Genomic DNA, 22,775 nt, shown 5'->3' with positions numbered 1-22,775 from the left:
TGCGACCCCGAGCCCGACTCGGTCGGCGACCCCTGCCGTGGCGAGCCCGGCGACAGCGCGCCTCGGTCCGCGCGCGATCGCTCGTTCGCTCGTGACCCAGCTCGCCCTCGCGACGGCCGCGCCGCTCACCCTGGCGATCACGCTCGCGTCCGCGGCGCGCACGCGCACCCCGCAGCGTGCTGCGGCCGCCGACGCACGCACGATCCTCATCAGCGGGGGCAAGATGACCAAGGCGCTGCAGCTCGCGCGGTCGTTCCACCGCGCCGGCCACGACGTGGTGCTGATCGAGACGGCTCGGTACCACCGGACGGGCCACCGCCGCTCGCGCGCCGTGCGCAGCTTCCACGTGGTCCCCGAGCCGGGCGCCCCCGGCTACGTCGATGCCCTCGCCGAGCTCATCGAGCGCGAGCGCGTCGACGTGTGGGTCCCGGTGTGCAGCCCGGCGGCGAGCCTCCACGACTCGGTCGCCGCCGAGTCGCTCCGCGACCTCTGCGAGGTGATCCACGTCGACGTCGCGACCGTCACCCGCCTCGACGACAAGCACCTGTTCGCACGTACCGCCGAGGAGCTCGGGCTGGGCGTGCCCGAGACCCACCTCGTCACCGACCCGGCCCAGGTGCTGGCGTTCGACTTCGCCCGCGACGACCGGCGGGGGCGCTCCTACGTGATGAAGAGCATCGCGTACGACCCGATCCGCCGCCTCGATCTCACCCGCCTCCCCCGTGACACCCCGACCGAGACCGCCGAGTTCCTCGCGACGCTCCCGATCTCGGGCGACAACCCGTGGATCCTCCAGGAGTTCGTCGAGGGCACCGAGTACTGCACCCACGCGACGGTGCGCGACGGCCGGCTCCAGCTCCACTGCTGCTGCGAGTCCTCGGCGTTCCAGATCAACTACGCCGCGATCGACGATCCGGAGATCGAGGACTGGGTCCGCCGCTTCGTCGGGGCCCTCGGCCTGACCGGGCAGATCTCGCTGGACTTCATCCGGACCCCCGACGGGGAGCTGAAGGCGATCGAGTGCAACCCGCGGACCCACTCCGCCATCACGCTCTTCCGCGACCACCCCGACGTCGCGAGCGCCTACCTCGACGACGGCGTCGAGACCGTCACCCCGCTCCCCGGTGCCCGCCCGACCCACTGGATCGCCCACGAGCTGTGGCGTGCGCTCAGTCGACCGTCGACGGCCCCCGAGCGGTGGCGCGTCGTGCGCTCGGGAGTCGACGCGATCTGGGACCGCGAGGACCCGTGGCCGTTCTTCGCCGTCCACCACGAGCAGATCCCGTCGCTGCTGCTCGACGCCCTGCGCCGAGGGCGCGACTGGGTCCGCATCGATGTCAACATCGGCAAGCTCGTCGAGCCGGGCGGGGACTGAGCGGTGACCTCCGAGACGGCGTGCGTGGCGATCGGGGCGGCGACCGCGGTCACGATCGTCGTGGTGGGCGGGCGATGACGACGCAGGTGCTGCACCTGGTGGGGTCGCCGACCGACGAGTTCTTCGCCGAGTTGTCGGGGCTGTACGCCGCCGGCTGCCTGGACGTGATCGCCGACGACGATCGGTGGACGTCGACGGTGGCCCTCGTCTCGCCCGACGCGTCCTGGCGCTTCACCCCCGACCTCTCCGCCGACGCGCTCGAGCGCGCCGCGCCCGTGCCGCTCGCCGCCGCGATCGCCCGACTCGTCGAGTCCCCTCCCGACGTGGTCGTGCCGCAGATGTTCTGCGTGCCGGGGATGACGACCTACCGGTCGCTGTTCGACCTGCTCGGGGTTCGCCTCGTCGGCAACACCGCGACCACGATGGCGCTGGCCGCCGACAAGTCGCTCGCCCGCGCGGCGGTGGCGGCCGCCGGGGTCCGGGTGCCCGACGGCGAGGTCGTCGAGCGCGGCGGGTGGCCGACGACCGAGCTCCCGGCCGTGGTCAAGCCGGTCGATTCCGACAACTCCCACGGCGTGGGGTTGGTCACCCGCCCCGACCAGCTCGACGCCGCTCTGGAGGCGGCGTGGGCGTGCTCGCCGCGGGCGCTCGTCGAGCGCTACGTGGAGGCGGGCCGCGAGGTCCGCTGCGCGACGGTCGAGCTCGACGGCGAGCTCGTGTGCCTGCCGCTCGAGGAGTACGACGTCGACCCGCGCCGCAGACCGATCCGGGACGCGGCCGACAAGCTGCGGCGAGACGCCGACGGGAGGATGGGCCTCGTCGCTAAGGACGACGAGCACGCCTGGATCGTCGACGTGGCCGACCCGATCACGCCCTCGGTGCACGAGGCGGCGCGCCGGTGCCACCGGGCTCTGGGGTGCCGCCAGTACGGACTGTTCGACTTCCGGATCGACCCCGACGGGCACCCGTGGTTCCTGGAGGCCGGGCCCTACTGCTCGTTCTCCCGCACGAGCGTGGTGGTGACGATGGCCGCCGCCGCGGGCATCGCACCGGTCGAGCTGTTCGCCTCGATGGTCGACGCCGCCGTCGCGCGGCCCGGCGTCGGGACGCCTCGGTGAACGTCGAGCTGCTCGCACCGCTCGGAGCGGTCGTGTCCGGGATCGAGCTCGCCTCGGTCGACGACGACGACGTGGTGCGGCTGGAGCGCCTGCTGGCCGAGCGCGGGGTGGTGGTCCTGCCCGACCAGCACGTCCACGACGATCCGTTCGCCGCGTTCCTCGGCCGGTTCGGCGAGCTGACGTTCACCGTCGGCGAGACCCCGGTCGCGGGTCGAACCGATCTCAACGTGGTCACCAACGTGGGCCGCGATCGCCCGCCGCGCAGCTCCTTCCACACCGACACCAGCTACGTGCGCGACCCTCCGACGCACACGGCGCTGAGGATCGTCGAGGTTCCCCGCAGCGGTGGCGACACCCTGTTCAGCGATCAGTACGCCGCGGCGGCCACGTTGCCCGCCGACGTGCGCGCCGCCCTCGACGGCCGCAGCATCGAGCACGTCGTGACGGGTCTCGTGCTCGACGGCGACGCCGAGTCGTCCGCGTGGCACCCGGCGCTGCGCACCCACCCCGTGTCGGGCCGGGTGGCGCTCTTCCTCTCGACCCCGCAGCGCTGCGTGCGCATCAGCGGGATCGACGACGACGAGAGCGCTCGGATCGTCGCCGAGCTGCACTCCCACTCGATCGCCCCCGAGCGGGTGCTGCGCCACCGGTGGTCGCCCGGCGACGTGGTGATGTGGGACAACCGGTGCGTGATGCATCGTGCGGACCACGCCGACGTGATCGGCGACCGGGTGCTGCACCGCGGGATGGTGATCGCACGTCGCGACCCCTCGCCCTGACGGGCGGCGGGTCAGGTCCGCGCCGCGACGGCGGCGTCGAGGGCACGTCGCTCGGCCGGGATGCGGATCGCCATCAGCGCGGCGTTGAGCACCGAGGTGACCGCGGCGGTGCGCGGCGCGCCCACCCCGAGCGGGAGCACGACCAGCTCGGCGGCGACGACGAGGTAGTTCGGGTGCTCGACCCACCGGTACGGGCCCGAGGTGACCGGCGCCTCCCCCGGCACCACGACGATGCGCGTGGTCCACCGGTCGCCGAGGGTGCGGATCACCCAGTACCGCAGCGGTTGCAGCAGCGCGTACGCGGCGAGCGCTCCGGGGCGTGCGCGCCCTCCCCGTGACGCCTCCCAGGCGGTCGCGACGATCCACCCGCTGTGCAGCGCGACCATCGCCGGGTGGTGCCCGGAGTCGGACTCGACGCCCCCGCGCCGGGCGAGGCGCCCCTCGTTGCGCCGGGACCAGGCGAGCTCACCGAGGCGCTGGGCGACGACGACGGCGAGCGCGCCACGGCCCGATCGGGCGATCGTCACCGGTCCGGCCCGTCGCAGCGCAGGACGAGGTGCTCGGCGGCGAACCCCGGGCCCATCGCCGAGACCAGCACCAGGTCGTCCGCGTCCGGCGACCCCCGTCGGAGGAAGTCGTCGAGGACGAACAGCACGGTCGGAGCCGACATGTTGCCGAAGTCGCGCAGCACCCGGCGCGAGTGGACCAGGTCGTCGTCGTCGAGGTCGAGCGCGCTGCGCAGCGCGTCGAGCACCGCGGCGCCGCCCGGGTGGAGCACGAACCGCGACAGCTCGTCGCGACCGACCCCGGCGGCGGCGCAGACCCGGTCGACGCTCTCGGCCACGTGCTCGCGGATGATCGCCGGGACGCGGCGCGAGAGCACCACCCCCATCCCGGTGTCGCCGAACGTCCACCCCATCACGTCGCCGGTCCCCGGCCACAGCACGCTCGACTCCGCGAGGATCGACGGCCCGGCCCCGTCGGTGCCGACGACCACCGACGCGGACCCGTCCGCGAACAGGCTCGTCGCCACCAGGTTCGTCCGCGAGACGTCGGAGCGCTGCAGCGTCAGGCCGCACAGCTCCGTCGCGACGACCAGGACGTGGCGGCCCGGGTTCGCGCGCGCCCACTGCGCAGCTCGGGCGAGCCCGCCGGCACCGCCGGCGCAGCCGTGGCCGAAGGTCGCGTCACGACGCACGTCGCAGCGCAGACCGAGCTCGCCGACGAGGACGGCGTCGAGCGACGGCGTCGCGAACCCCGTGGAGGACACGAAGAAGATCGCATCGACGTCGTCGGGCGCGACGGCCGCGTCGTGCAGCGCGGCCGACGCCGACGCGACCGACAGCGGCACCGCCTCGCGCCGGTAGATCTCGTTGCGCTCCTCGAGGCCGTGCTCGGTCTCGAACCACTCGGGATCGACCGCGAACCAGCGGTCGTCGACGCGGACGTTGCCGAACAGCCGCAACAGGCGGTCGAGGTCGTCGAGGTGGTCGGCGAACAGCCGTCGCGCGAAGTCGCGCGCCTCGTCCTGGCCGACGTGGTGCCGCGGCACCGCCGTCCCCACGCCGAGCACGCGAGCCGGACGAGGTGCGTCGGGACCGGTCACGGCGACCCCTCCCCCGGTGCGTCCTCGTCGGGCGCGCCGGACTCCGGCGTCCGGCACGTGTTGCGGAAGACGTAGTCGCCGATCCGCAGCCGTTCCCGGCTCGACCAGTCGATCGACGGCCGCCGCTCGTCGTCGGGGAGGTAGCCGAGTCGGTACATCGCCATGAGCTCGAGTCCGTCGGGCACCTCGAGCAGGTCGACGATGGCCGCCCAGCGCTCGGGGACCTCCATCGGGAACGAGATGAACTGGATCCCCATCCCCAGCTCGACGGTGGCGAGCCAGATGTTCTCCACGGCGGCTCCCATCCCGAACACCGAGTAGAAGCCCGACAGCTCCCCCGGGACGTACTCGGTCCGGTCGAGGAGGACGGCGAGGATCAGCGGCGCCCCCGCCACCAGGTCGCGGTTGTCGGCACCGAGTCGCTCGGGGACGCCGAGCCGGTTCATCACCGAGGTCGCCCGGTCGGTGAAGACGTATCGGGTGAACGGGCGCAGCACGGCCGGCATCCGGTCGAACAGGATGCCGCTGCGGTGCCGCTCCATCTCCTCGGCCGAGAACCGGAAGTGGCGCCGGTAGCGGCGGAAGAAGCGCCCCTCGCGGAACACGGTGGTCATCGACTCGCCGCTCCACTCCGCGATGGTGTCGATCAGCTCGCGATCGTCGATCAGGACGAACCGCCACGGCTGGCTGTTGAAGTGCGACGGCGCCATCCCCGCGACCTCGACGAGGGTGCGCTGGTCGGCGGCGGCCACGGGCCGGGGGTCGAGGGCACCGTTCGTGGTGCGGCGGCGTCGGACCACCTCCATGAACTCCATCGCTCAGCACCCCCGCCCGTGACGGGTCGCGTCCCGTCGGGATCGGATCTGCTCCACGGGACCACGCTGCCACGGTCGGCACCATCGTGACAGACCCTGCGTGCGCTAGACCGTGGCCATGCGGCACGTCGCGACGGTCTCGATCGCGGCGGGCGCGGCGATCGGGCTGGCGTCGTGGAGCCGGACCCGCCGGGGCCGCCGCCCTCCGCCGCCCCGGTGGGCGCACCAGGCGGCCTACGCGTGCTCCCTCGCGTCGCTCGCGGCCACGACCTGGTCGCGCCGCGGCGCGCCGGGCGGCGCGGCGCCCCACGCCGCGGCGATCGTCGTGCTCGCGTCGCTGCGTGCGACGCGTGGGGGCAGCCGGCGCCACGTCGCCGTGGCGACCGCCGCGGGAGCGATCCACCTGCTCGGCCCGTCCGTGGTCGGTGGGTGGATCCGCTGATCGACGGGGCCGTGCGCGGTGCCGTTCGACGCCGGGGCCGGCGGTGCGCGATCGTGCGGACCGACCTGGACCGATCGCGAGGGGGATGACGATGAGCAGGGTGCGCAGCGAACCGGAGCTGATCACGGCCGAGTGGCTCACCGAGGCGCTCGAGGAGGGCGGCGTCGCGCGTGGCGCGTCCGTGACGGAGGTGTCGTTCGTCGGGTGGATCGGCACCGGCCAGACCGGGCGCAACGCCCGGTTCGCCCTCGAGTGGGATCGGCCCGACGGACGACCGACGAGCATCGTCGCGAAGTTCCCCTCCGGCGATCCCGCCGCGCGGGCGTCGGCGTTCGAGAACGACACCTACGTGAAGGAGTGGCTGTTCTACGACCGCATCGCCGCGACGGTCGACATCCGCACGCCGCGCTGCCACGTCGCTCGGTTCGACGCGGACGCGCCGGACTTCGTCCTCGTGATGGAGGACATGGCGGACTCGCGGCAGGGGGATCAGCTCGAGGGCCTCGACCCCGACCGGATCGCCACGGCGATCGGCGAGCTCGCCGGGCTGCACGCCCCCCACTTCGGCTCGCCCGGGCTCACCGCCCTGTTCGACGACACCGCGCCGCGACCGGACCCGGGTGAGGTCGGCCAGCTGGTCCAGGCGTTCTACGCGATGACCCTCCCCGGCTTCGTCGAGCGCCTGGCCGACCGCATCGACCCCGACGTCGTCCGGCTCGCCGGCGACTTCGCGCCCCACGTCGGGCGGTGGGTCCAGGGCACCGACACCCCCGCGACCCTCGTCCACCTCGACTACCGCGCCGACAACCTCCTGTTCGGCGACGGTCCGGGGGCGCCACCCCTCGTCGTCGTCGACTGGCAGACGATCGGGGTCGGCCTTGGCGCCAGCGACCTCGCGTACCTGGTCAGCGGAAGCCACCCGGACGCGGCCGAGCGCGCATCGAGCGAGCGCGACCTGGTCGCGGAGTACCGCGCGTCGATGGCGACCGCCGGCGTCGAGATCGACGCCGACGACATGTGGCGCGACTACCGCTTCGGGAGCCTGTGGGGGATGATCATCACCGTCATCGCCACCGTCGCCGCGGCGCGCACCGAGCGTGGCGACGACATGTTCGTCGCGATGGCGCAGCGCCACGGACGCCAGGCGCTCGACCTCGAAGCGCTGTCGCTCGTGCGCTGAACGGGCGCCCGACCCCGGGGGTCGCTCCGACCCGAGGCGACCCGCGCCGGGCGAGCGTCGATCAACGCGGACGGTCGTCGCGCCGCTCGCCGCCGTTCGCCGGGCGCCGGCGCTTCGCGTCGTACTGGTCCCGATCGGCGCGATCGATCAGCTCGTGGAGCTCGACGTCGATCGATCCCTCGTGGCGCCCCGCGCCCACGCTCGCGGTGACCCCGAGGGATTCGGGAGCGGCCCCGTCGATCGGCTCCCCCAGCGCCCGCTGCACCGACGCGACCGTGCGATCGAGGTCGCCGGCCGGGACGATCACGACGAACTCGTCGCCGCCGACCCGCGCGACGACCCCGCCGCCGGTGGACCGCACGCTCCCGGTGAGGCGTCGTGCGATCTCGACCAGGACGAGGTCGCCGCATCGATGGCCCCAGCGGTCGTTCACCGCCTTGAACTCGTCGAGGTCGATGTACACCGCGCCGTAGCCGTCGCGGCCGTCCATCTCCGAGATGCGCGACGCCAGGCCCGTCCGGTTGAGCACGCCGGTGAGGGCGTCGTGCTCGGCCTCGAAGCGGTGCGCACGGGCGGCGTCACGAGCCGCCATGCGCAGCGAGACCATCTCGCTCCACAGATCACGACCGTCGCGCATCTCCGACAGGACGACCAGGACGAACGCGACGACGCCGGCCGCGATCACCGACGATCCCGTGGCGAGCAGCGCCGTGGCGCCGCCGACCCACATCGCGATGACCACGTTGCGGCCGATCACGTTGACCGAGGCCATCCCCGCGGTCGCCCCGCAGGTGACCGCGACCATGATCGCGATCGACGACCACCGGTACTCGGGGAGGCGGGTCGCGTCGAGGTCCATCCACAGGACCGCCCCCCAGCCGACGCCGACCGCCGCGTGCGCGACGTGGGTCGCGACCGGGAGCCCGTCGTCGAGGTGACCGAACGAGACGAGACCGCTCGTCGCGGCCACGACCGCGAGGTGCGCCGCCGTCATCAGCGCGAACCACGTCCACGTGGTGGCCGAGCCCAGCACGTCCACCTGGACGACGACGAACACGACGCTCGCCGCGACGAGCCCGATGACGTGGTTCCACCCGTTCTGCTGGAACAGCGAGCGTCGCTGAGCCACCAGCTCCCGCTCCAGCGCGTCGCGCTCCACCACCCGGCCGTCGTCGCGATCCTCGTCGGGATCGGCATCGGCGACCGATCTCGCCGGTCGCCACCACCCCGGCGCGCTCTCGGAGCGCGTCACGGGATCGGGTGGAGCGGGGCGTCGGGCATCGTCGTTCTCGTCGGGACGCGGGTCACGCCCGACTCGCCATCGTAGGACATGGTCGTGATCTCGCCCCGTCGAGACCATCGACATCGCGGACCGCCTCGCGCCGTCGCGCCCGGGTCCGAGCCCGGCTGCGATCGCGGCGGGTGCGGTGCCGGTGTGGGTACGGTCGCCGACGTGCGGTGGGTGATCGACGCGAACAACGTGATGGGGTCCCGCCCCGACGGGTGGTGGAACGACCGCGACGGCGCGGCGCGCCGGCTCGTGGGCGAGGTGGCCGACTGGTGCCGCGACCTCGACGACCACGTGGTCATGGTCTTCGATCCGCCCCTCGACGCCTCGGTCGTCGAGTCGGCGGGCGGGAACCTCGAGATCGTCGTGGCTCCACGACGTCGCCCCGACGCGGCCGATGACCGGATCGTCGAGCTCGTGGACGACGCGCTCGGTGGCCGCGGCGACCCCCTCACGGTCGGCGGCCTCCGGGTGGTCACCTCCGACCGTGGGCTGCGTCGGCGGATCACGGGCCGGGCGGGCGCGCTGTCGATCGAGGGTGCCGGTCGCTTCGCGGACCGTCTCGGGCGCGGCGGGCCTCCGCGACGAACCCGGGGAGGCGCGACTGGAAGGATGGGTCGATGAGCGACGAACGAACCCTCGGCGACACGGCGATGCGCCGGTACGGAGCGACCCAGGAGGTGCCGACGTTCGACGACCCGGCGTTCAGCCCGCTCGAGCGGCCGCTGTCGGCGGCCACCGTCGCGATCGTGACCTCCGCTGCGCTCCACCGACCGGACCAGGACGGCTTCGCACCGGCGGACACCGGGTTCCGAACCCTCGACCGGTCCGATCGCGGCATCGTGATGGGCCACTGGAGCCCGAACTTCGATCGCAGCGGGTTCGAGGTCGACCTGAACGTCGTCTACCCGATCGACCGACTCGAGGAGCTCGCCGCCGACGGCGTGATCGGTGACGTCGCGGCGCACCACCACGCGTTCGCCGGCAACCAGCCGGCGACGGTGTCCGAGCTGCGCCTCGACACCGGTCCGGCGTGCGCCCAGCGGATGATCGCCGACGGTGTCGACGTGGTGGTCCTGACCCCCGTTTGACCCGAGTGCACGCGCACCGTGAGTGCGCTCGCCCACGTCTTCGAAGCCGCCGGCCTGTCGACGATCGTCCTCGCCTCGATGCGCGAGGTCGCCGAGCGGATGGCGCCCCCGCGCGCCCTGCACTGCGAGTTCCCGCTCGGCCGTCCGCTCGGCCACCCCGGTGACGCCGCCTTCCAGCGCGACGTGCTCGTGCGCGCCTTCGCCCTGCTCGACGCTCAGGGCCCGGTGCTCGAGTCGCACCCCGAGGTCATCGAGTCCGACGAGGAGCCGCTCGCGTGCTCGATCCCGCCGCGGTTCGATCCCTCGCTCCCCGCCGCCGTCGACGAGGCCAACGGGCTGCGCGCCGCCTACGACCGTGCGGTCGCGTCACGCGGCCGCACCTCGGTCGGTCGGGTGATCGACGCGGACGGCGTCACCGAGGCGCTCGGCGTCCTGCACCGCTGGGCGCAGGGCGAGCGATGGGACGAGGTGCCGCTCCCGGGGAAGAACACCACGGCGGTGTGCCACGACATCCGCTCCTACTACGGCGAGGCGGCGCTGGAGCTGGCGACCGGACCGGCTCCCGGTGCCCGCTCGGTCGAGGCGTGGTTCCACGAGGAGACCGAGGCCGGCGCGACGATCCTCGCCGCCCGGCGGGCGATGGCCGACCAGGGCGCGCCGCAGCCGTTCTGGTTCTACATGGCTCCCGGTCACCGCTGAGTCGACCACCCCGCTCGGACCGCTCGGCGCCGGGTCGATCGCCCGGCCGCGACCGCTGCGATCGGGCGGTTCGCCCGCTCGCCCGTCAGCGGGGCCAGTACGGGTTCGCCCCCTCATCGGGGGCCTCGTCGGCCGCGACCTCGCCGGGAGGCGAGCCGTCGCCGAACGGGCGGCCGCCGAGCTGGTCGCGGTCGTGCGCCGTCGTCCACCCCGTCGTTTCCGGGCCGATCGGGACGATCCCGGACGGGTTCAGCTGGCGGTGCACGCCGTAGTAGTGCTCCTTGATCTGCGGGAAGTCGATCGTGTCGCCGAACCCGGGCGTCTGGAACAGATCGCGTGCGTAGCCCCACAGCGCCGGCATCTCGGACAGCTTGTTGCGGTTGCACTTGAAGTGGTTGTGGTACACGGCGTCGAAGCGCACCAACGTCGGCCACAGGCGGACGTCGGCCTCGGTGATCGTCTCGCCGACGAGGAACCGCCGATCGGTGAGCTGCTCCTCGAGCTCGTCGAGCCGGGAGAAGAGGCGGTCGTAGGCCTCGCGGTACGCGCCGGCGTCGGTGGCGAAGCCCGCCTCGTAGACGGCGTTGTTCACGTCGCGGTAGTTGGCGTCGGCGACCTCGAGGATCTCGTCGCGCAGCTCGCTCGGGAACAGGTCGTGGGCCCCGGGTCGGTGGTGCTCGGCCCACTCCTGGCCGAGGTCGAGGGTGATCTGGTGGAAGTCGTTGGTGACGACCTTCCCGCTCGGGACGTCGACGATGGCGGGCACGGTGACCCCGCTGCCGGCGTCGGCGTCGCGCGCTTCGTAGGCCTCGCGCAGCAGGTGGATGTCGAGCACCGGGTCGCGCTCGCCCGGGTCGAGGTCGAACGTCCACGACTCCTCGCCGTGGGTCGGGCCCGCCAGAGCGAGCGAGATCACGTCGTCGAGCCCGTACAGCCGCCGCGCGATCAGCGCTCGGTTGGCCCACGGGCAGGCTCGGGCCGCGGCCAGGCGGTACCGGCCCGCCTCCACCGGCCACTCGTCGTCGCCGCGGGTGATGCGGGTGGAGATGTAGTCGGTGTCGCGCGCGTACGCGCCCGTGTCGTCGGCGTAGCTGGTCTCGGATCCCATGCCCGCACCTACCCGTCGCGCACGCCCGTCACACGCCCCGGTGGGCGCGCGGCGGTGCGGCGTTTGCCCGACGCCGGTTCGGGAACCCGCAGGCCATGGATCTGACCTCGTACCGACTCGAGCGCGACGGAGCCGAGCGCCTGCTCGTGCTGCTGCACGGATGGAGCGCGGAGCAGCACCACCTCGCCGCGTACGTCCCCCTCGTCGACCCCGACGAGCGGTTCACCGCGGTGTGCCCACGCGCCCCGCACGACCTCCCCGACGGCGACGGCGCGTCCTGGTACGACAGGTCGTCGGAAGCCGACTCGACGTCGTATCGCACGTCGCTCGACGGGGTCGCCGAGCTCGTGCGAGCCGAGGCGGAGCGCACGGGCATCGGACCCGAGCGCACGGTCATCGCCGGGTTCTCCCAGGGCGGGTTCCTCGCGCTCTCCACGGTGCTGCGCTCGGGAGCGCCGCGCTACGCCGGCGTCTGGGCGATGTGCTGCGCGGTGCGCGACGTCGACGGCGTCGAGCTCGACCTGGCCGATGGCAGCGGCGACGAGCGCCCGGCGCTCGTCCAGTTCGGCGAGGAGGACGAGGTCATCCCACCCGAGCGCTCCCGCGCCGCCGCCGACTCGATGGCGCGGGCTGGATGGGACGTCGCCGCACGCGGCTACGCGATGGCGCACAGCCAGACGATCGAGATGATGGTCGATGCTCGAGAGTGGCTCGCGAGCGTCGAGTGACCGACGGGGCGGCCGCCGCTCCTCGCCGTGCGTCCGGCGCGCACGGATGCCGCGACGGGTTCGTGGACCTACGGTGGCGGGATGAAGCTCAGCCGCCGTGCCCGCCTCGTCCGCCGCACGATCCCCCGCCTGGTGCGTGAGTCCGACGCGACGCTCGAGGAGCGACGGGCCGCGATGGAGAAGATCGACCGCCTCCCACGACCGCGCCGCGTGGACTACGTCGACACGGTCGTCGGCGGCGTCCCGGCGATCGTCGCCACCCCGGTCGACGCGCACCCCGCACGCCACGTGCTGTACATCCATGGCGGTGGGTACGTGCTCGGCTCGCCGCGCACGCACGTCGCGATGTGCGCCCGCCTCGCGCGCCGGGCGGACGCGGCGATCACCGTCATCGACTACCGGTTGGCGCCCGAGCACCCCTACCCGGCGGCGATCGACGACTGCGTCGCCGCCTACCGGGAGCTCGCCAGCCGGGTCGACCCCGCCGTGGTCGCGATCGCCGGCGACTCGGCCGGAGGCGGTGCGGCCCTCGCGACCCTGTGCGCCCTGCGCGACGCCGGCGACCGACTGCCGGCCTGCGCCTACCTCCAGTCGCCGTGGACCGACCTGACCGCGTCCGGCGAGACGGTCCGCACGATGGTCGACGACGACGTGATGATCGACGCGGCGACGATCTCCGAGACCGGTCGCCAGTACGCCGGTGACCGACCGCTGGACCACCCGGGGGTGTCCCCGCTGTTCGCCGACCTCTCGGGGCTGCCGCCGACGCTGATCCAGACGGGCACCCACGAGGTGCTGCTGTCGGATTCGACCCGGCTCGCCGATCGCCTCACCGAGTCCGGCGTCTACAACGAGCTCGACCTCGCCGACGGCCTGTGGCACGTCTACCCCTCCTTCGCCGGGTTCGTCCCGGAGTCGACGGCCGCGCTGATCCACGCCGCCCGCTTCATCCGCGCCCACTGCCGCGACTGACCGCAGCGACCGGACGCGCGCCTGCGCAGATCCTCCGACCCGCCCACGGCAGCATCGGGGAGCTCGATCGAGCACGTCCGCGCCGCACGCGTATCGTCGGGCGCATGCCGCTCCCCGACCGGTCGTCCGCGGTCCACGACCCGGCGACGATCACCCGAGCCCCGTGCCGGCGCGTCGAGGTCACGGTGACGTGGCCGTGAGCTCGGCGATCGAGGACTCCCGCCGACGGTTGATCGAACGACTCGAGGAGCGCGGCACGTACCGCCGGTGGGTGCTGGTCACGACCCTCTGCGGGATGTTCGCGACCTCGTTCCCGGTGACGATCCTCACCGTCTCGCTCGGCGACATCGCCGACGACTTCGACACGACCGACACGATGCTCACGTGGGTCATCTCGGGTCCGATGCTCGCGTCCGCCGTCGCTCTCCCGATGCTCGGCAAGCTCGGTGACCTGCGGGGGCAGCGCAAGGTGTTCCTGCTCGGGTTCGTCGCGGCGACGATCGTCGCCGCGCTCACGGCGCTCTCGTGGGATCCGCTGTCGCTGATCGGGCTGCGGACGGCGTCGCAGGTGATCGGTTCCGCGACGCTTCCGACCGCGATGGCGCTGATCGTGCGGGAGTTCCCCGACGAGGAGAGGGCGAAGGCCCTCGGGTGGTGGTCGCTGGTCGCTGCCGGAGCGCCCGCTGTCGGGCTCGCGATCGGCGGTCCGATGGTCGAGGCGGTGGGGTGGCGTTCGGTGTTCGTCGCGCAGGCGGCGCTGTCGGTGCTGCCCGTCGTCGCCGCCACCGTGGTCCTGCGCTCCGACGAGCCCGAGCACGCCCACGCCCGGATGGACGTGCGCGGAGCCATCGCCCTCGCGGTGGCCGCCGGGGGGTTGCTGCTCGGACTCAGCCAGAGCGCCGACTGGGGCTGGACGCACCCGGCGGTCGTCGCCGGGTTCGTGCTCGCGCCGATCGGCGCCTGGGCCTTCGTGCGCATCGAGCGCAGCGTGAGCGATCCGCTCCTCCCCTTGTCCATGGCGCGCGACCGGAACGTCTCGTCGAGCCTGATCTCGCAGGCGCTGGCGGGGGCCGCCTACATGGGCGGCTTCGTGCTCACCCCGCTGCTGGTGCGCGGCGTCCTCGGGTGGTCGCTGTCGTCGGTGGCGGCGCTGATGCTGCTGCGCCCGCTCTTCTACAGCCTGTCGTCCCCCCTCGGCGGCCGACTCGGTCAGCGCATCGGCGAGCGGGCGGGGGCGCTCCTGGGCAACGTGCTGCTGGCCACCTCGATGGGGGTGCTCGCCGCCGGGGCGTTCGGCCGAGAGGTCGTGCTGATCGGCGTCGGGCTCGTGTTCCAGGGGGTCGGCAACGGCATCGCCCGGCCCTCCCTCGGTGCGATCCTGGTGAACAACGTCGCCGACGCGGACGTCGGGATCGCCACCGCGGCTCAGCGGATGATGCGCCTCGTCGGCAACGCGTTCGGGATCGCCGTGCTCACCGCCGTCTACGCCGGCGCCGGGACCTCGGCGGCGTTCGGGCGAGCCTTCCTCGTCGCCGTCGTGCTGGCGGCGGCCGGCGCGATCGTCGGTGCCCGCTGCCGCGACTCGCGCGGTGCCGAGAGCGGCGAGGCCGAGGCGGAGTCCCCCGGTCGGGTGCGCCCCGATGCCGACGGGGAGCAGGGGACCGTGCACGCGGCCGATCACGACGACGCCCGGGCCGCCGGATCCTCGAGCGACGACGCGAACCAGATCCGCACCTCGCGCTGAGCGGCGGTTCGCGAGCCGGCGACCCCCGACGGTCGCAGCGGTCGCGATCGCGGCGCGACCCGCCGGTTCGGGTCGGCCCTCGGCGCGCAGCTCCTCGATCGTCGACTCCCGCCGTGTCGGCGCGGGCGCTCGTCACCGGCGCGAGACCCGCGCCGGCGCGGAGGGCCGATCAAGCGTTCTTCGGCAGGTCGCGGAAGGGGGTCGAGCGATCGTCGTTCGGTTCCTTGGGCAGACCGAGCACGCGCTCGCCGATGATGTTGCGCTGCACCTGATCGGTCCCGCCGTAGATCGGCGGGGCCTGCGCGAAGAGGGCGAGCTCGGTGACGGTGCCGAGTCGACGCAACCCGGTGGCCTCGACGATGTCGTCGGCGCCGTCGCCGTCGTAGCTGTGCAGCATCCCGGCCGGGCCGGCGATCCGCAGCCCGAGGTCGCGTTGGAGTCGCACGACGTCGCTCATCGACAGCTTCGCGAGGTTCCCCATCCCGGGCAGGTCGCGGCCCGCCTGCTTGGCCGCCTTGACCCGCAGGTTGTTGATCCGTCCGATCTCGTTCAGCGTGTGCAACCGCACGAGGTCCTGGCGGACCGTCGCGTCGCCGAGGACGCCCGTCGAGCGGGCGAGGCCGGCGAGCAACCTCGCCATCCCGCCGAAGCGGCCCTGCTCGGCGCTGGGGGCCTCGGCCTCCTTCTTCTCCTCGCCCGGCGCGGCCTCCGGCGTCGTGCGCTTCGACGACGCCCGTCGCTCGTCGTCGGGCACGAAGTCGCCGGCGCGCCGCTCCAGGTGCCCGGCGACCGTCCCGGGCAGCGCCGCGCTGCGCGCCGAGCTCCCACCTCCGGATCCGAGGCCGGACCGCTCGAAGGCGAGGGTCGCGTTGGCCACCGCCCACCCGTTGTTCGCGTCTCCGATGATCGTGTCGGCCCCCGTCGTCGCGTCGGTCAGGAAGACCTCGTTGAACAACGCCCTCCCGGTCATCTCGCGCAGGGGGCGGATGTCGATCCCCGGCTGGTGCATGTCGATCGCGAAGTAGCTGATCCCGCGGTGCTTGGGCGCGTCGGGGTCGGTGCGTGCGATGAGCATCCCGAGGTCGGCCACGTGACCGCTCGACGTCCACACCTTCTGACCGTTGACCACCCACTCCTCGCCGTCGCGCTCGGCGCGCGCCTGGAGCCCGGCCAGGTCGGAGCCCGCTCCCGGTTCGCTGAACAGCTGGCACCACGCCCGCTGCCCGGTGACGATGTCGCGGACGTAGCGCTCCACCTGATCGTCGGTGCCGTGCGCCGCGATGGTCGGCGCGGCGAGCAGCAACCCGAGCCCGCCCGGAGCCGGGAGCGCTCCGTGCTCGGCGATCGCGTCGTGCACGGTGACCGCGTCCCCACGGGAGAGATCGTGGCCGTAGGCGTTCGTCGGCAGGGTCGGAGCCGACCAGCCGGCGAGGCCGAGGCGCTCCCACCACTCACCCACCGACAGGTCCGGATCCCAGTTGGTCGCGAGCCACTCGTCGATCTCGGTGCGGACGGGGTCGGAGGTCGCCATGTCCCCACGCTTCCCGATCCGGTCCGCCCGGATCGAACCGTGAGCACGTTCCGCTCCGTCCGCCGACCCAGAGGCGTCCCCGCCGACCCCGTACCGAAACCGTCAGACGGAATCGATACACGGGCCCGACCGACGAACGAGTACAGAACCCGTCTGACGGAATCGAGTACAGAACCCGTCTGACGGAATCGATACTCGGGCCGAGTACAGAACCCGTCTGACGGAATCGATACTGAACGAGTAGAACCCGTCTGACGGAATCGATACTCGGGCAGGACCGACGAGGGAGTACGGAATCCGTCTGACGGAATCGATACTCGGGCAGGACCGACGAGGGAGTACAGAATCCGTCTGACGGGATCGGTACTCGGGCGGGTGGGCGCTCGGTACCGGCGGGTCAGGCGTCGGCGAAGGCGGGGATCTCGCAGGCGTCGCCGATCTCGATCTCGACCGTCACGGCGCGGTTGCGATGGGGCCCGGCGCACCAGCTCGGGAACGCCGCCGAGTACAGACCTCCGCCACCGGCGACGAACACGAGCAGGTCCTCCGGTCGCTGGAAGCACCTGCGCCGATGCTCCGGGCTCGGCCGCGATCCCATGTAGCCCGCCGACGCCGCGAGGTCGTCCCCCTCCACGATCGCCTGCTCGGTCACGCGCTGCTGGATCGAGGCCCGGTCGTGGCCGGCGGCCGCGAGCACGGCGGCGTGGTCGGGGTTGATCGCGAGCGCCGCCTGACCGCCGCCGATCGCGACGTTGTTCGTCGTGACGTTGGCGAAGGCGCGGGCGAACGAGCGCAGCAACCGGTCGGGGCCGGACGGATCGTCGCCGTCGACGACACCCATCACGGACTGCGGGGCGTCCGCGCCGATCACGGTGACGGTCGACGTGCCCTCGGCGTGGCCGAGCGCGACGTGCAACGGTTCGAAGGGGCTGTGCTCGGCGTCCTCCGCGAGGCACATCGTGAACTTGCCGGGGTGCCCGAGCAACGACATGTCCGACGTGCCGGCACGACCCCCGCCGACGTTGATCATCGCGAGGCGCAGCGCCCGGCCGATCGTGGCGTTCGCGCGGTGGCCGGGGCCGAGCGCGCCGTACCCCCCGCTCACGTCGCACCAGCCGGCGGCCGGGCCGTTGACGATGATCAACGGCGCCGTCGAGTAGGTCGTCGCCTGCATCTCGGTGAGGTCGAAGCGCTCGTCCATCACGGCGATCGCGGCCGCCACCACCACGGGTGCGACGTCGGGGACGCACCCGGCCATCACCGCTGCGGTCGCGAGCTTCTCGATCGTGCACGATCCCTGGTTCGGGCCCATCGAGCCCAGTGCCATGTCGGCCTCGTACCCGGTGGCGGTCACCATCCGCTCGACGCGCGCCGGGGTCGGCACGACGACCGGCAGCCCGTCGGTGCACCCCAGCTCGTGGAGCCGTTCGAGCGCGGCGGCCTCGTCGGCTGCCTCCAGCAGCGCCCCGCCGGGCGGTGCGACGGTCACGCTCATCGGCCGTCGCGCCACGTCGCGACGAGGGTCGCCGCGATCGACGACGCGACCTGGGCCATCGCCTCCGCGCCGGTGCCCGCGACCGGGTGCGGCAGACGGACGCGCGGCACGTCGGGCATCCCGACCGAGCGAGCGACGAAGTCGCCTTGCGGCCAGAAGTCGTCGGTCACCAACGCGATGCTGGGCACGCCCCGTCGGGCGATCGTCACTCCGTCACGCACGGTGCCGGTGGTGCAGCTCCCTCAATGCCCGTACGCGCCGACGACGGCGTCGCAGTCGGCGACCACCTCGTCGAGCATCGACGCCGAGAGCTGCGACGAGGCGTCGCCCTTGTCGAAGCGGCGGAACATCGCGTGGGGCACCTCGATCGCGAGGGCCTTCTCGACGTGGTCGAGGAAGCGAGCGGAGTCGGGGAAACCGTTGGCCACGAGCCCGATGGTGACCGGTGCCTCGGTGACGTCGACGTGGAGGTCGTAGTCCTCGATGGGTGTGCCGGGCTCGCTGCGTGGATCGACGAAGGTGATCAATGGACGCTCCTCTCGCGCTGGTGACGACGTTACGCCCCACCCACGGACCGCGGCGACCCCGATGCATCGGACGACACGGCTCGCCGGATCGACGGATCCGGTCGCCGGACCGACGGAGCGTCGTGGATCTCGGGCGAACGGACCGCCGACTGGGTGGTGCGGCGCGCCGTCGGCCATCATGCCGCATCGGCCGCTCACGAGGGGCGGCTCCGCCGAGGAGGACGGACGTGGATCACGAATCGCTGGTGCAGTCGCGCCGGAGCACCCGGGGCTTCCGCGACGAGGTCGTTCCGAGGGAGCTGATGGTCGAGATCGTCGGGCTGGCGTCACGGGCGCCGTCGTCGATGAACACCCAACCGTGGAACTTCCACGTGGTGTCGGGCTCCCCGCTCGAGCGGATCCGGGGGGGCAACACCGAGCGGATGCTCGCCGGTGAGGCCGTCGACCGTGAGATCACCGTCGCGTCCCACGGCTACCAGGGCGTCCACCGTGAGCGACAGATCGAGATCGCGGTGCAGCTGTTCGAGGCGATGGGCATCGAGCGGCACGACGCCGAGCGACGACAGGACTGGGTGATGCGCGGGTTCCGCCAGTTCGACGCCCCGGTCTCGGTCGTCGTCACCGTCGACGCGGACCTCGCCGACGACACGATCGCCCACTTCGACTGCGGCGCCGCGACCTACGGGCTCGTGCTGGCGGCCACGTCGAAGGGGCTGGGCTGCGTCATCAATGGACAGGGAATCATGCAGTCGTCGGTGGTGCGCGATCACGCGAGCATCCCCGACGACGAGGTCATCATGACGTGCGTCGCGATGGGCTGGCCCGATCACGACTTCGTCGCCAACGACGTCGTCTCGCGCCGGGTGGCCGACAACGTCTCCTTCGTCGGCTTCGAGGGGTGACCGGCCCGAGCCCCGCCGGTCAGCGGGTCGCGATGACGCCGGCGCGGGCGTCGGCGACGTAGCCGTCCTGCGCGGTCCACGACACCTCGCCGTTCACGACGACGGCGTCGATGCCCTCCTGGCGGCGGATCCACCGGATCCCCTCCCCCGGGAAGTCGTCGGAGGCGATCTCGGGACCGCGCCCGATGCGCTCGGCGTCGAACACGACGACGTCGGCGGCGTTGCCCGGCGCGAGCAGGCCCCGGCCGTCGAGGCCCCAGATCGTGGCGGGGTCGAGGGTGATCTTCTTGACCGCCTGCTCGAGGGTCAGCGATCCGTTCCCGCGCACGAACTCCGAGAACAGGTAGCCCGTGTCGCCGAACGTGGAGAACGACCCCACGTGCGCGCCGCCGTCCGACGCGCCGACGTGGACGAGCGGATCGGCGAGCAGCTCGCCGACGAACGCCGAGTCGTCGTGGCCGACCGACGCGCGGATGAACCACGTGCCGAGGTCCTCGTCGAGCACGAGGTCGACGACCGCCTCGCCGTGGGTGCACCCGCGCTCGTCCGCGATGTCGGCGATCGTGCGGCCGACGAGGTCGGCGTTGCGCTCGTGCACGACCTCGCGCACCGTGAAGTCCCCGGCGCCGCGCCCGCGCCCCGGGCGCTGCGCGAGAGCGTCCATCTCGGCGATGAGCGCATCGCGCCGCTCGCCGATGGCGGTGACCTTCTCCGCGTGGTCGGCGATCGACGCCACCTTCCACCACCCCGGCATCGTCAGCAGCATCAGGCTGCGCTGGTCGAGGGTGAAGCTGATGTCGATCGGGCGGGTCTGGGCCTGCGGCCACACCGCCGCGCCCCGGGCGCGGGCTGCGGCGACCGCCTCCATCACGCGCGGCACGGCGTCGGGGGTGGTGGAGTTGTGGAACAGCGGTGACAGCGTCGTGGTGATCTGGTGGCGCAGCGACAGCTCGGCGAGCTGCTCGACGCGCGCGATCGTGAGGTCGGCGTCGAAGAACTCGTGGACGATCTGCAGGATCCGGTCCCGTTCGCCCAGCACGGCCGCCAGCGCGTCGAGCTCCTCGGGCCCGGCCCACCGGCTCGGGACCGGGCGGTAGCTGTCGTCGACGTCGACGAAGCTCGTCGACATCCCGACCGCCCCGGCGTCGAGGCAGGCGCGCAGCGCGTCGGCCATCGCCGCGATCTCCTCGGCGGTCGCGGTGCGCTCCTGCGCGTCGGGGCCCATCACGTACATCCGCAGCACCGAGTGCCCGACGAGCGGGGCGACGTTGAGCGCGAGGTCCTCGGAGAGGGCGTCGAGCCAGGCGCCGAACCCCTCGCCCCAGCGCCAGTCGACCCCGGCGTCGAAGGCCGCCTCGGGCATCTCCTCGATCAGGCGGAACATCCGGCTGAAGGCGGGCCGCTGGTCGGCGCGCAGCGGGGCGAGCGAGAGCGAGCAGTTGCCGGGGACGACGGTGGTGACGCCGTGCTCGAGCGCCGGGAACGCGTACGGGTCGAAGCAGAGCTGCGCGTCGTAGTGGGTGTGCGGGTCGATGAAGCCCGGAGCGACGACCTTGCCCGTCGCGTCCAGGGTCCGGCGGGCCTCACCGGCGCGACCGCCGACGGAGACGATGCGCCCGTCGCGGATGCCGACGTCGCCTCGCCGGCCCGGCAAGCCGGACCCGTCCACCACCAGTCCGTCACGGATGACGAGATCGAGCATCGATGCCTCCTTGTCGTTGTCCTCAGCCATTGACGTGTCCTTCCGAGCGCACCTGCGCCTGTCGTCCGAGAGCGGGGAGCACGGCGGTCCAGGGCCGTCCGACGAGCTCGGTGATCGACGCGACCCCGGCCTCGTCGAGCGACGCCAGGCACGCCTCCTGCTCCAGGGAGATGACGGCGGTGCCGCCGTTGTCGTAGGCCACCTCGACGAGCACCTCGGCGCGCCCGTCGTGGCCCGCCACCACCTCGGCCCGGGCGATCACCGCGGTCACGTCGGGGCCGACGAGCTCGGCGGCAGCGGTGGCTCGACGAAGACGAGATCGCTCGGCAGCACCGACGCCGACCGCTTGGTGCCGAGACGGGCGGCCAGCGGCAGGTTCCACGAGAGCAGCTGGTCGGCAGCCCCCTCCACCCCGGGGAGCTCGCGCTCGGCGATGCTCGCGAGGTCGTCACCCGGGCGGGGGTGGACGTAGCGACGAGCAGCCATGGCCGAACGCTACGGCGGCGTCGGCTCGTGCGACGAGGCGGACGGCGCGGACCGATCCCCGCCGGGAGCGGGCGCGTGGCGACGCTCGGGCTCGCCCGGGCGGGTGCGCCCCGAGCATGCTGCGGTGCGTGGGAGATCAGAGCGCCGTGGACCGCGAGACCGATCCGGATCCGGCCGTCGCGCCCGATCGCGGCACGGGGGGAGACGTCGCGGACCTCGTCCCCGGCACCACGTCGCGCTGCGTCGACGTCGACGGCACGCGGATCCACCTCGTCGAGGCGGGGACCGGTCCTGTGGTGCTGCTCGTCCACGGCTTCCCCAAGTCGTGGTACTCGTGGCGCCACCAGCTGACGTCGCTCTCGCGGGCCGGGTACCACGCCGTCGCGATCGACGTGCGCGGGTACGGCCGCTCCTCCGCGCCGCTCGACGTCGAGGAGTACCGCATGGTGCGACTCGTCGCCGACAACGTCGGCCTCGTGAGCGCGCTCGGCGAGGACAGCGCCGTCATCGTCGGCCACGACTGGGGAGCGCCGATCGCGTGGACCTCGGCGCTGCTGCGGCCGGACGTCTTCCGCGCCGTCGCCGGGCTGTCCGTCCCCTACGCACCGCCGTCGGACGTCGCACCGCTCGTGCGGATGCGCGAGATGGCCGGCGAGGAGGAGTTCTACATCGAGTACTTCCAGCAGCCCGGCCGGGCCGAGGCCGAGATCGAGGCCGACGTCCGCTCGTGGCTGCTCGGCTTCTACCACACGGCCTCGGGGGACGCTCCGAGCCCGGACCCCGCCGTCGGCACGATCGCGACGATCGCGCCGGGCGGGCGCATGCGCGACCGGATGGCGTTCCCCGACGAGATGCCGAGCTGGATGAGCGAGCGCGACCTCGACGTCTACGTCGGCGAGTTCGAGCGCACCGGCGTGCGCGGCGGGCTGAACCGCTACCGCAACGTGCAGCGCGACCACGAGGACCTGGCGGCGTTCCGCGGGCGCCCGATCGAGGTGCCGTCGCTGTTCGTCGGGGGCCGCCGCGACGGCCCGACGATCATGGGCGCCGCCGCGATCGCGGCGTTCGACGAGACGCTGCCGCGCCTGCACCGCTCGACGATCCTCGACGGGTGCGGGCACTGGACGCAGCAGGAGCGCCCCGCCGAGGTCGACGCCGAGCTGCTCGACTTCCTGTCGAGCCTGTGA

Annotated in this window: 24 protein-coding genes; 13 read left to right on the top strand and 11 right to left on the bottom strand. The window is 73.0% G+C overall.

The features are described 5' to 3' along the window. The first annotated feature begins 91 nt into the window (after window positions 1–91). The 3 genes from ACOOHC_RS05470 to ACOOHC_RS05460 all read left to right on the top strand — a co-directional run bounded on the left by ACOOHC_RS05470 (window position 92) and on the right by ACOOHC_RS05460 (window position 3,272). Window positions 92–1,375: an ATP-grasp enzyme gene (locus ACOOHC_RS05470; protein ID WP_420452998.1), complete on the top strand. Its 1,284-nt coding sequence runs from the start codon at window positions 92–94 to the stop codon at window positions 1,373–1,375. A 74-nt stretch (window positions 1,376–1,449) separates the two neighbouring features. Continuing rightward, a complete protein-coding gene (locus ACOOHC_RS05465; RefSeq protein WP_420452997.1) occupies window positions 1,450–2,493 on the top strand; it encodes a D-alanine--D-alanine ligase family protein in 1,044 nt (347 codons plus the stop codon). Then, window positions 2,490–3,272, top strand: a complete 783-nt coding sequence (locus ACOOHC_RS05460; protein ID WP_420452996.1) for a TauD/TfdA dioxygenase family protein — start codon at window positions 2,490–2,492, stop codon at window positions 3,270–3,272. Before ACOOHC_RS05465 ends, ACOOHC_RS05460 begins: the two co-directional genes overlap by 4 nt. 11 nt (window positions 3,273–3,283) lie before the next feature. Here ACOOHC_RS05460 and ACOOHC_RS05455 read toward each other — a convergent pair whose 3' ends face one another. Genes ACOOHC_RS05455 through ACOOHC_RS05445 form a run of 3 tightly spaced genes read right to left on the bottom strand, consistent with a single transcriptional unit; the run spans window position 3,284 to window position 5,693 of the window. After that, window positions 3,284–3,799, bottom strand: a complete 516-nt coding sequence (locus ACOOHC_RS05455) for an isoprenylcysteine carboxyl methyltransferase family protein (protein WP_420452995.1) — start codon at window positions 3,797–3,799, stop codon at window positions 3,284–3,286. Continuing rightward, a complete protein-coding gene (locus ACOOHC_RS05450) occupies window positions 3,796–4,878 on the bottom strand; it encodes a type III polyketide synthase (protein WP_420452994.1) in 1,083 nt (360 codons plus the stop codon). The genes ACOOHC_RS05455 and ACOOHC_RS05450 overlap by 4 nt, the downstream gene beginning before the upstream one ends. Beyond that, window positions 4,875–5,693: a nitroreductase family protein gene (locus ACOOHC_RS05445; RefSeq protein WP_420452993.1), complete on the bottom strand. Its 819-nt coding sequence runs from the start codon at window positions 5,691–5,693 to the stop codon at window positions 4,875–4,877. Before ACOOHC_RS05445 ends, ACOOHC_RS05450 begins: the two co-directional genes overlap by 4 nt. A gap of 118 nt (window positions 5,694–5,811) precedes the next feature. Here ACOOHC_RS05445 and ACOOHC_RS05440 point away from each other — a divergent pair, with 118 nt between their 5' ends. Both ACOOHC_RS05440 and ACOOHC_RS05435 read left to right on the top strand, forming a co-directional pair. Then, window positions 5,812–6,135: a hypothetical protein gene (locus tag ACOOHC_RS05440; protein ID WP_420452992.1), complete on the top strand. Its 324-nt coding sequence runs from the start codon at window positions 5,812–5,814 to the stop codon at window positions 6,133–6,135. A 91-nt stretch (window positions 6,136–6,226) separates the two neighbouring features. Then, window positions 6,227–7,315, top strand: coding sequence for a phosphotransferase (locus ACOOHC_RS05435; protein WP_420452991.1), 1,089 nt, complete (start codon window positions 6,227–6,229; stop codon window positions 7,313–7,315). Window positions 7,316–7,376: 61 nt separating this feature from the next. Here ACOOHC_RS05435 and ACOOHC_RS05430 read toward each other — a convergent pair whose 3' ends face one another. Then, a complete protein-coding gene (locus tag ACOOHC_RS05430; RefSeq protein ID WP_420452990.1) occupies window positions 7,377–8,681 on the bottom strand; it encodes a diguanylate cyclase in 1,305 nt (434 codons plus the stop codon). Between the two features lie 87 nt (window positions 8,682–8,768). Between ACOOHC_RS05430 and ACOOHC_RS05425 the strand changes: the two genes are divergently transcribed. The 3 genes from ACOOHC_RS05425 to ACOOHC_RS05415 are packed head-to-tail and all read left to right on the top strand — an operon-like array spanning window position 8,769 to window position 10,393. After that, complete coding sequence (locus ACOOHC_RS05425) at window positions 8,769–9,227, top strand: RNA-binding protein (protein WP_420452989.1); 459 nt, start codon at window positions 8,769–8,771, stop codon at window positions 9,225–9,227. Next, complete coding sequence (locus ACOOHC_RS05420) at window positions 9,224–9,694, top strand: glycine/sarcosine/betaine reductase selenoprotein B family protein (protein ID WP_420452988.1); 471 nt, start codon at window positions 9,224–9,226, stop codon at window positions 9,692–9,694. The genes ACOOHC_RS05425 and ACOOHC_RS05420 overlap by 4 nt, the downstream gene beginning before the upstream one ends. An 18-nt stretch (window positions 9,695–9,712) precedes the next feature. Then, window positions 9,713–10,393 (top strand): hypothetical protein, encoded by a 681-nt coding sequence (locus tag ACOOHC_RS05415; RefSeq protein ID WP_420452987.1) that lies wholly within the window; start codon window positions 9,713–9,715, stop codon window positions 10,391–10,393. An 85-nt stretch (window positions 10,394–10,478) separates the two neighbouring features. Here the strand turns inward: ACOOHC_RS05415 and ACOOHC_RS05410 are convergent, their stop codons facing one another. Further along, on the bottom strand, window positions 10,479–11,501 hold the full coding sequence (locus ACOOHC_RS05410; protein ID WP_420452986.1) for a glutathione S-transferase C-terminal domain-containing protein: 1,023 nt from the start codon (window positions 11,499–11,501) through the stop codon (window positions 10,479–10,481). Window positions 11,502–11,596: 95 nt separating this feature from the next. Here ACOOHC_RS05410 and ACOOHC_RS05405 point away from each other — a divergent pair, with 95 nt between their 5' ends. The 3 genes from ACOOHC_RS05405 to ACOOHC_RS05395 all read left to right on the top strand — a co-directional run bounded on the left by ACOOHC_RS05405 (window position 11,597) and on the right by ACOOHC_RS05395 (window position 14,945). Beyond that, complete coding sequence (locus ACOOHC_RS05405) at window positions 11,597–12,229, top strand: alpha/beta hydrolase (protein WP_420452985.1); 633 nt, start codon at window positions 11,597–11,599, stop codon at window positions 12,227–12,229. Between the two features lie 81 nt (window positions 12,230–12,310). Beyond that, window positions 12,311–13,201 carry an alpha/beta hydrolase fold domain-containing protein gene (locus tag ACOOHC_RS05400; protein WP_420452984.1) on the top strand — a complete coding sequence of 297 codons (891 nt, stop codon included), beginning with the start codon at window positions 12,311–12,313 and terminating at the stop codon, window positions 13,199–13,201. A 196-nt stretch (window positions 13,202–13,397) separates the two neighbouring features. Continuing rightward, window positions 13,398–14,945, top strand: coding sequence for an MFS transporter (locus tag ACOOHC_RS05395; protein WP_420452983.1), 1,548 nt, complete (start codon window positions 13,398–13,400; stop codon window positions 14,943–14,945). 169 nt (window positions 14,946–15,114) lie between these two features. On the opposite strand, the gene ACOOHC_RS05390 is transcribed toward ACOOHC_RS05395, so the two are convergent. The 3 genes from ACOOHC_RS05390 to ACOOHC_RS05380 all read right to left on the bottom strand — a co-directional run bounded on the left by ACOOHC_RS05390 (window position 15,115) and on the right by ACOOHC_RS05380 (window position 18,498). Next, window positions 15,115–16,476 (bottom strand): acyl-CoA dehydrogenase family protein, encoded by a 1,362-nt coding sequence (locus ACOOHC_RS05390; RefSeq protein WP_420452982.1) that lies wholly within the window; start codon window positions 16,474–16,476, stop codon window positions 15,115–15,117. A 397-nt stretch (window positions 16,477–16,873) separates the two neighbouring features. Then, window positions 16,874–17,971 (bottom strand): hypothetical protein, encoded by a 1,098-nt coding sequence (locus ACOOHC_RS05385; protein WP_420452981.1) that lies wholly within the window; start codon window positions 17,969–17,971, stop codon window positions 16,874–16,876. After that, window positions 17,968–18,498: a UGSC family (seleno)protein gene (locus ACOOHC_RS05380; RefSeq protein WP_420453862.1), complete on the bottom strand. Its 531-nt coding sequence runs from the start codon at window positions 18,496–18,498 to the stop codon at window positions 17,968–17,970. The genes ACOOHC_RS05385 and ACOOHC_RS05380 overlap by 4 nt, the downstream gene beginning before the upstream one ends. A 227-nt stretch (window positions 18,499–18,725) precedes the next feature. Here ACOOHC_RS05380 and ACOOHC_RS05375 point away from each other — a divergent pair, with 227 nt between their 5' ends. Next, window positions 18,726–19,400, top strand: a complete 675-nt coding sequence (locus ACOOHC_RS05375; RefSeq protein WP_420452980.1) for a nitroreductase — start codon at window positions 18,726–18,728, stop codon at window positions 19,398–19,400. A gap of 19 nt (window positions 19,401–19,419) precedes the next feature. On the opposite strand, the gene ACOOHC_RS05370 is transcribed toward ACOOHC_RS05375, so the two are convergent. Genes ACOOHC_RS05370 through ACOOHC_RS05360 form a run of 3 tightly spaced genes read right to left on the bottom strand, consistent with a single transcriptional unit; the run spans window position 19,420 to window position 21,588 of the window. Further along, on the bottom strand, window positions 19,420–21,132 hold the full coding sequence (locus ACOOHC_RS05370) for an N-acyl-D-amino-acid deacylase family protein (protein WP_420452979.1): 1,713 nt from the start codon (window positions 21,130–21,132) through the stop codon (window positions 19,420–19,422). After that, the gene (locus tag ACOOHC_RS05365; protein ID WP_420452978.1) at window positions 21,125–21,364 is read right to left on the bottom strand and encodes a hypothetical protein; all 240 of its coding nucleotides are present in this window, start codon (window positions 21,362–21,364) and stop codon (window positions 21,125–21,127) included. The genes ACOOHC_RS05370 and ACOOHC_RS05365 overlap by 8 nt, the downstream gene beginning before the upstream one ends. Window positions 21,365–21,369: 5 nt before the next feature. Then, window positions 21,370–21,588, bottom strand: a complete 219-nt coding sequence (locus tag ACOOHC_RS05360; protein ID WP_420452977.1) for a hypothetical protein — start codon at window positions 21,586–21,588, stop codon at window positions 21,370–21,372. Between the two features lie 116 nt (window positions 21,589–21,704). On the opposite strand from ACOOHC_RS05360, the gene ACOOHC_RS05355 reads away from it, so the two are divergent. Further along, window positions 21,705–22,775 carry an alpha/beta fold hydrolase gene (locus ACOOHC_RS05355; RefSeq protein ID WP_420452976.1) on the top strand — a complete coding sequence of 357 codons (1,071 nt, stop codon included), beginning with the start codon at window positions 21,705–21,707 and terminating at the stop codon, window positions 22,773–22,775.

This window comes from Ilumatobacter sp. (assembly GCF_965215205.1).
In the GTDB taxonomy this organism is placed as follows: domain Bacteria; phylum Actinomycetota; class Acidimicrobiia; order Acidimicrobiales; family Ilumatobacteraceae; genus Ilumatobacter_A.
This window is presented reverse-complemented; position numbering and strand designations above follow the sequence as displayed.

What these genes read in the sequence shown, in the direction of transcription:
- ACOOHC_RS05465 (WP_420452997.1), top strand. Translation starts at nt 1,450, where the DNA reads ATGACGACGCAGGTGCTGCACCTGGTGGGGTCGCCGACCGACGAGTTC.
- ACOOHC_RS05445 (WP_420452993.1), bottom strand. Translation starts at nt 5,693, where the DNA reads ATGGAGTTCATGGAGGTGGTCCGACGCCGCCGCACCACGAACGGTGCC.
- ACOOHC_RS05440 (WP_420452992.1), top strand. Translation starts at nt 5,812, where the DNA reads ATGCGGCACGTCGCGACGGTCTCGATCGCGGCGGGCGCGGCGATCGGG.
- ACOOHC_RS05435 (WP_420452991.1), top strand. Translation starts at nt 6,227, where the DNA reads ATGAGCAGGGTGCGCAGCGAACCGGAGCTGATCACGGCCGAGTGGCTC.
- ACOOHC_RS05430 (WP_420452990.1), bottom strand. Translation starts at nt 8,681, where the DNA reads ATGTCGATGGTCTCGACGGGGCGAGATCACGACCATGTCCTACGATGG.
- ACOOHC_RS05420 (WP_420452988.1), top strand. Translation starts at nt 9,224, where the DNA reads ATGAGCGACGAACGAACCCTCGGCGACACGGCGATGCGCCGGTACGGA.
- ACOOHC_RS05410 (WP_420452986.1), bottom strand. Translation starts at nt 11,501, where the DNA reads ATGGGATCCGAGACCAGCTACGCCGACGACACGGGCGCGTACGCGCGC.
- ACOOHC_RS05405 (WP_420452985.1), top strand. Translation starts at nt 11,597, where the DNA reads ATGGATCTGACCTCGTACCGACTCGAGCGCGACGGAGCCGAGCGCCTG.
- ACOOHC_RS05400 (WP_420452984.1), top strand. Translation starts at nt 12,311, where the DNA reads ATGAAGCTCAGCCGCCGTGCCCGCCTCGTCCGCCGCACGATCCCCCGC.
- ACOOHC_RS05390 (WP_420452982.1), bottom strand. Translation starts at nt 16,476, where the DNA reads ATGGCGACCTCCGACCCCGTCCGCACCGAGATCGACGAGTGGCTCGCG.
- ACOOHC_RS05385 (WP_420452981.1), bottom strand. Translation starts at nt 17,971, where the DNA reads ATGAGCGTGACCGTCGCACCGCCCGGCGGGGCGCTGCTGGAGGCAGCC.
- ACOOHC_RS05370 (WP_420452979.1), bottom strand. Translation starts at nt 21,132, where the DNA reads ATGGCTGAGGACAACGACAAGGAGGCATCGATGCTCGATCTCGTCATC.
- ACOOHC_RS05360 (WP_420452977.1), bottom strand. Translation starts at nt 21,588, where the DNA reads ATGGCTGCTCGTCGCTACGTCCACCCCCGCCCGGGTGACGACCTCGCG.
- ACOOHC_RS05355 (WP_420452976.1), top strand. Translation starts at nt 21,705, where the DNA reads ATGCTGCGGTGCGTGGGAGATCAGAGCGCCGTGGACCGCGAGACCGAT.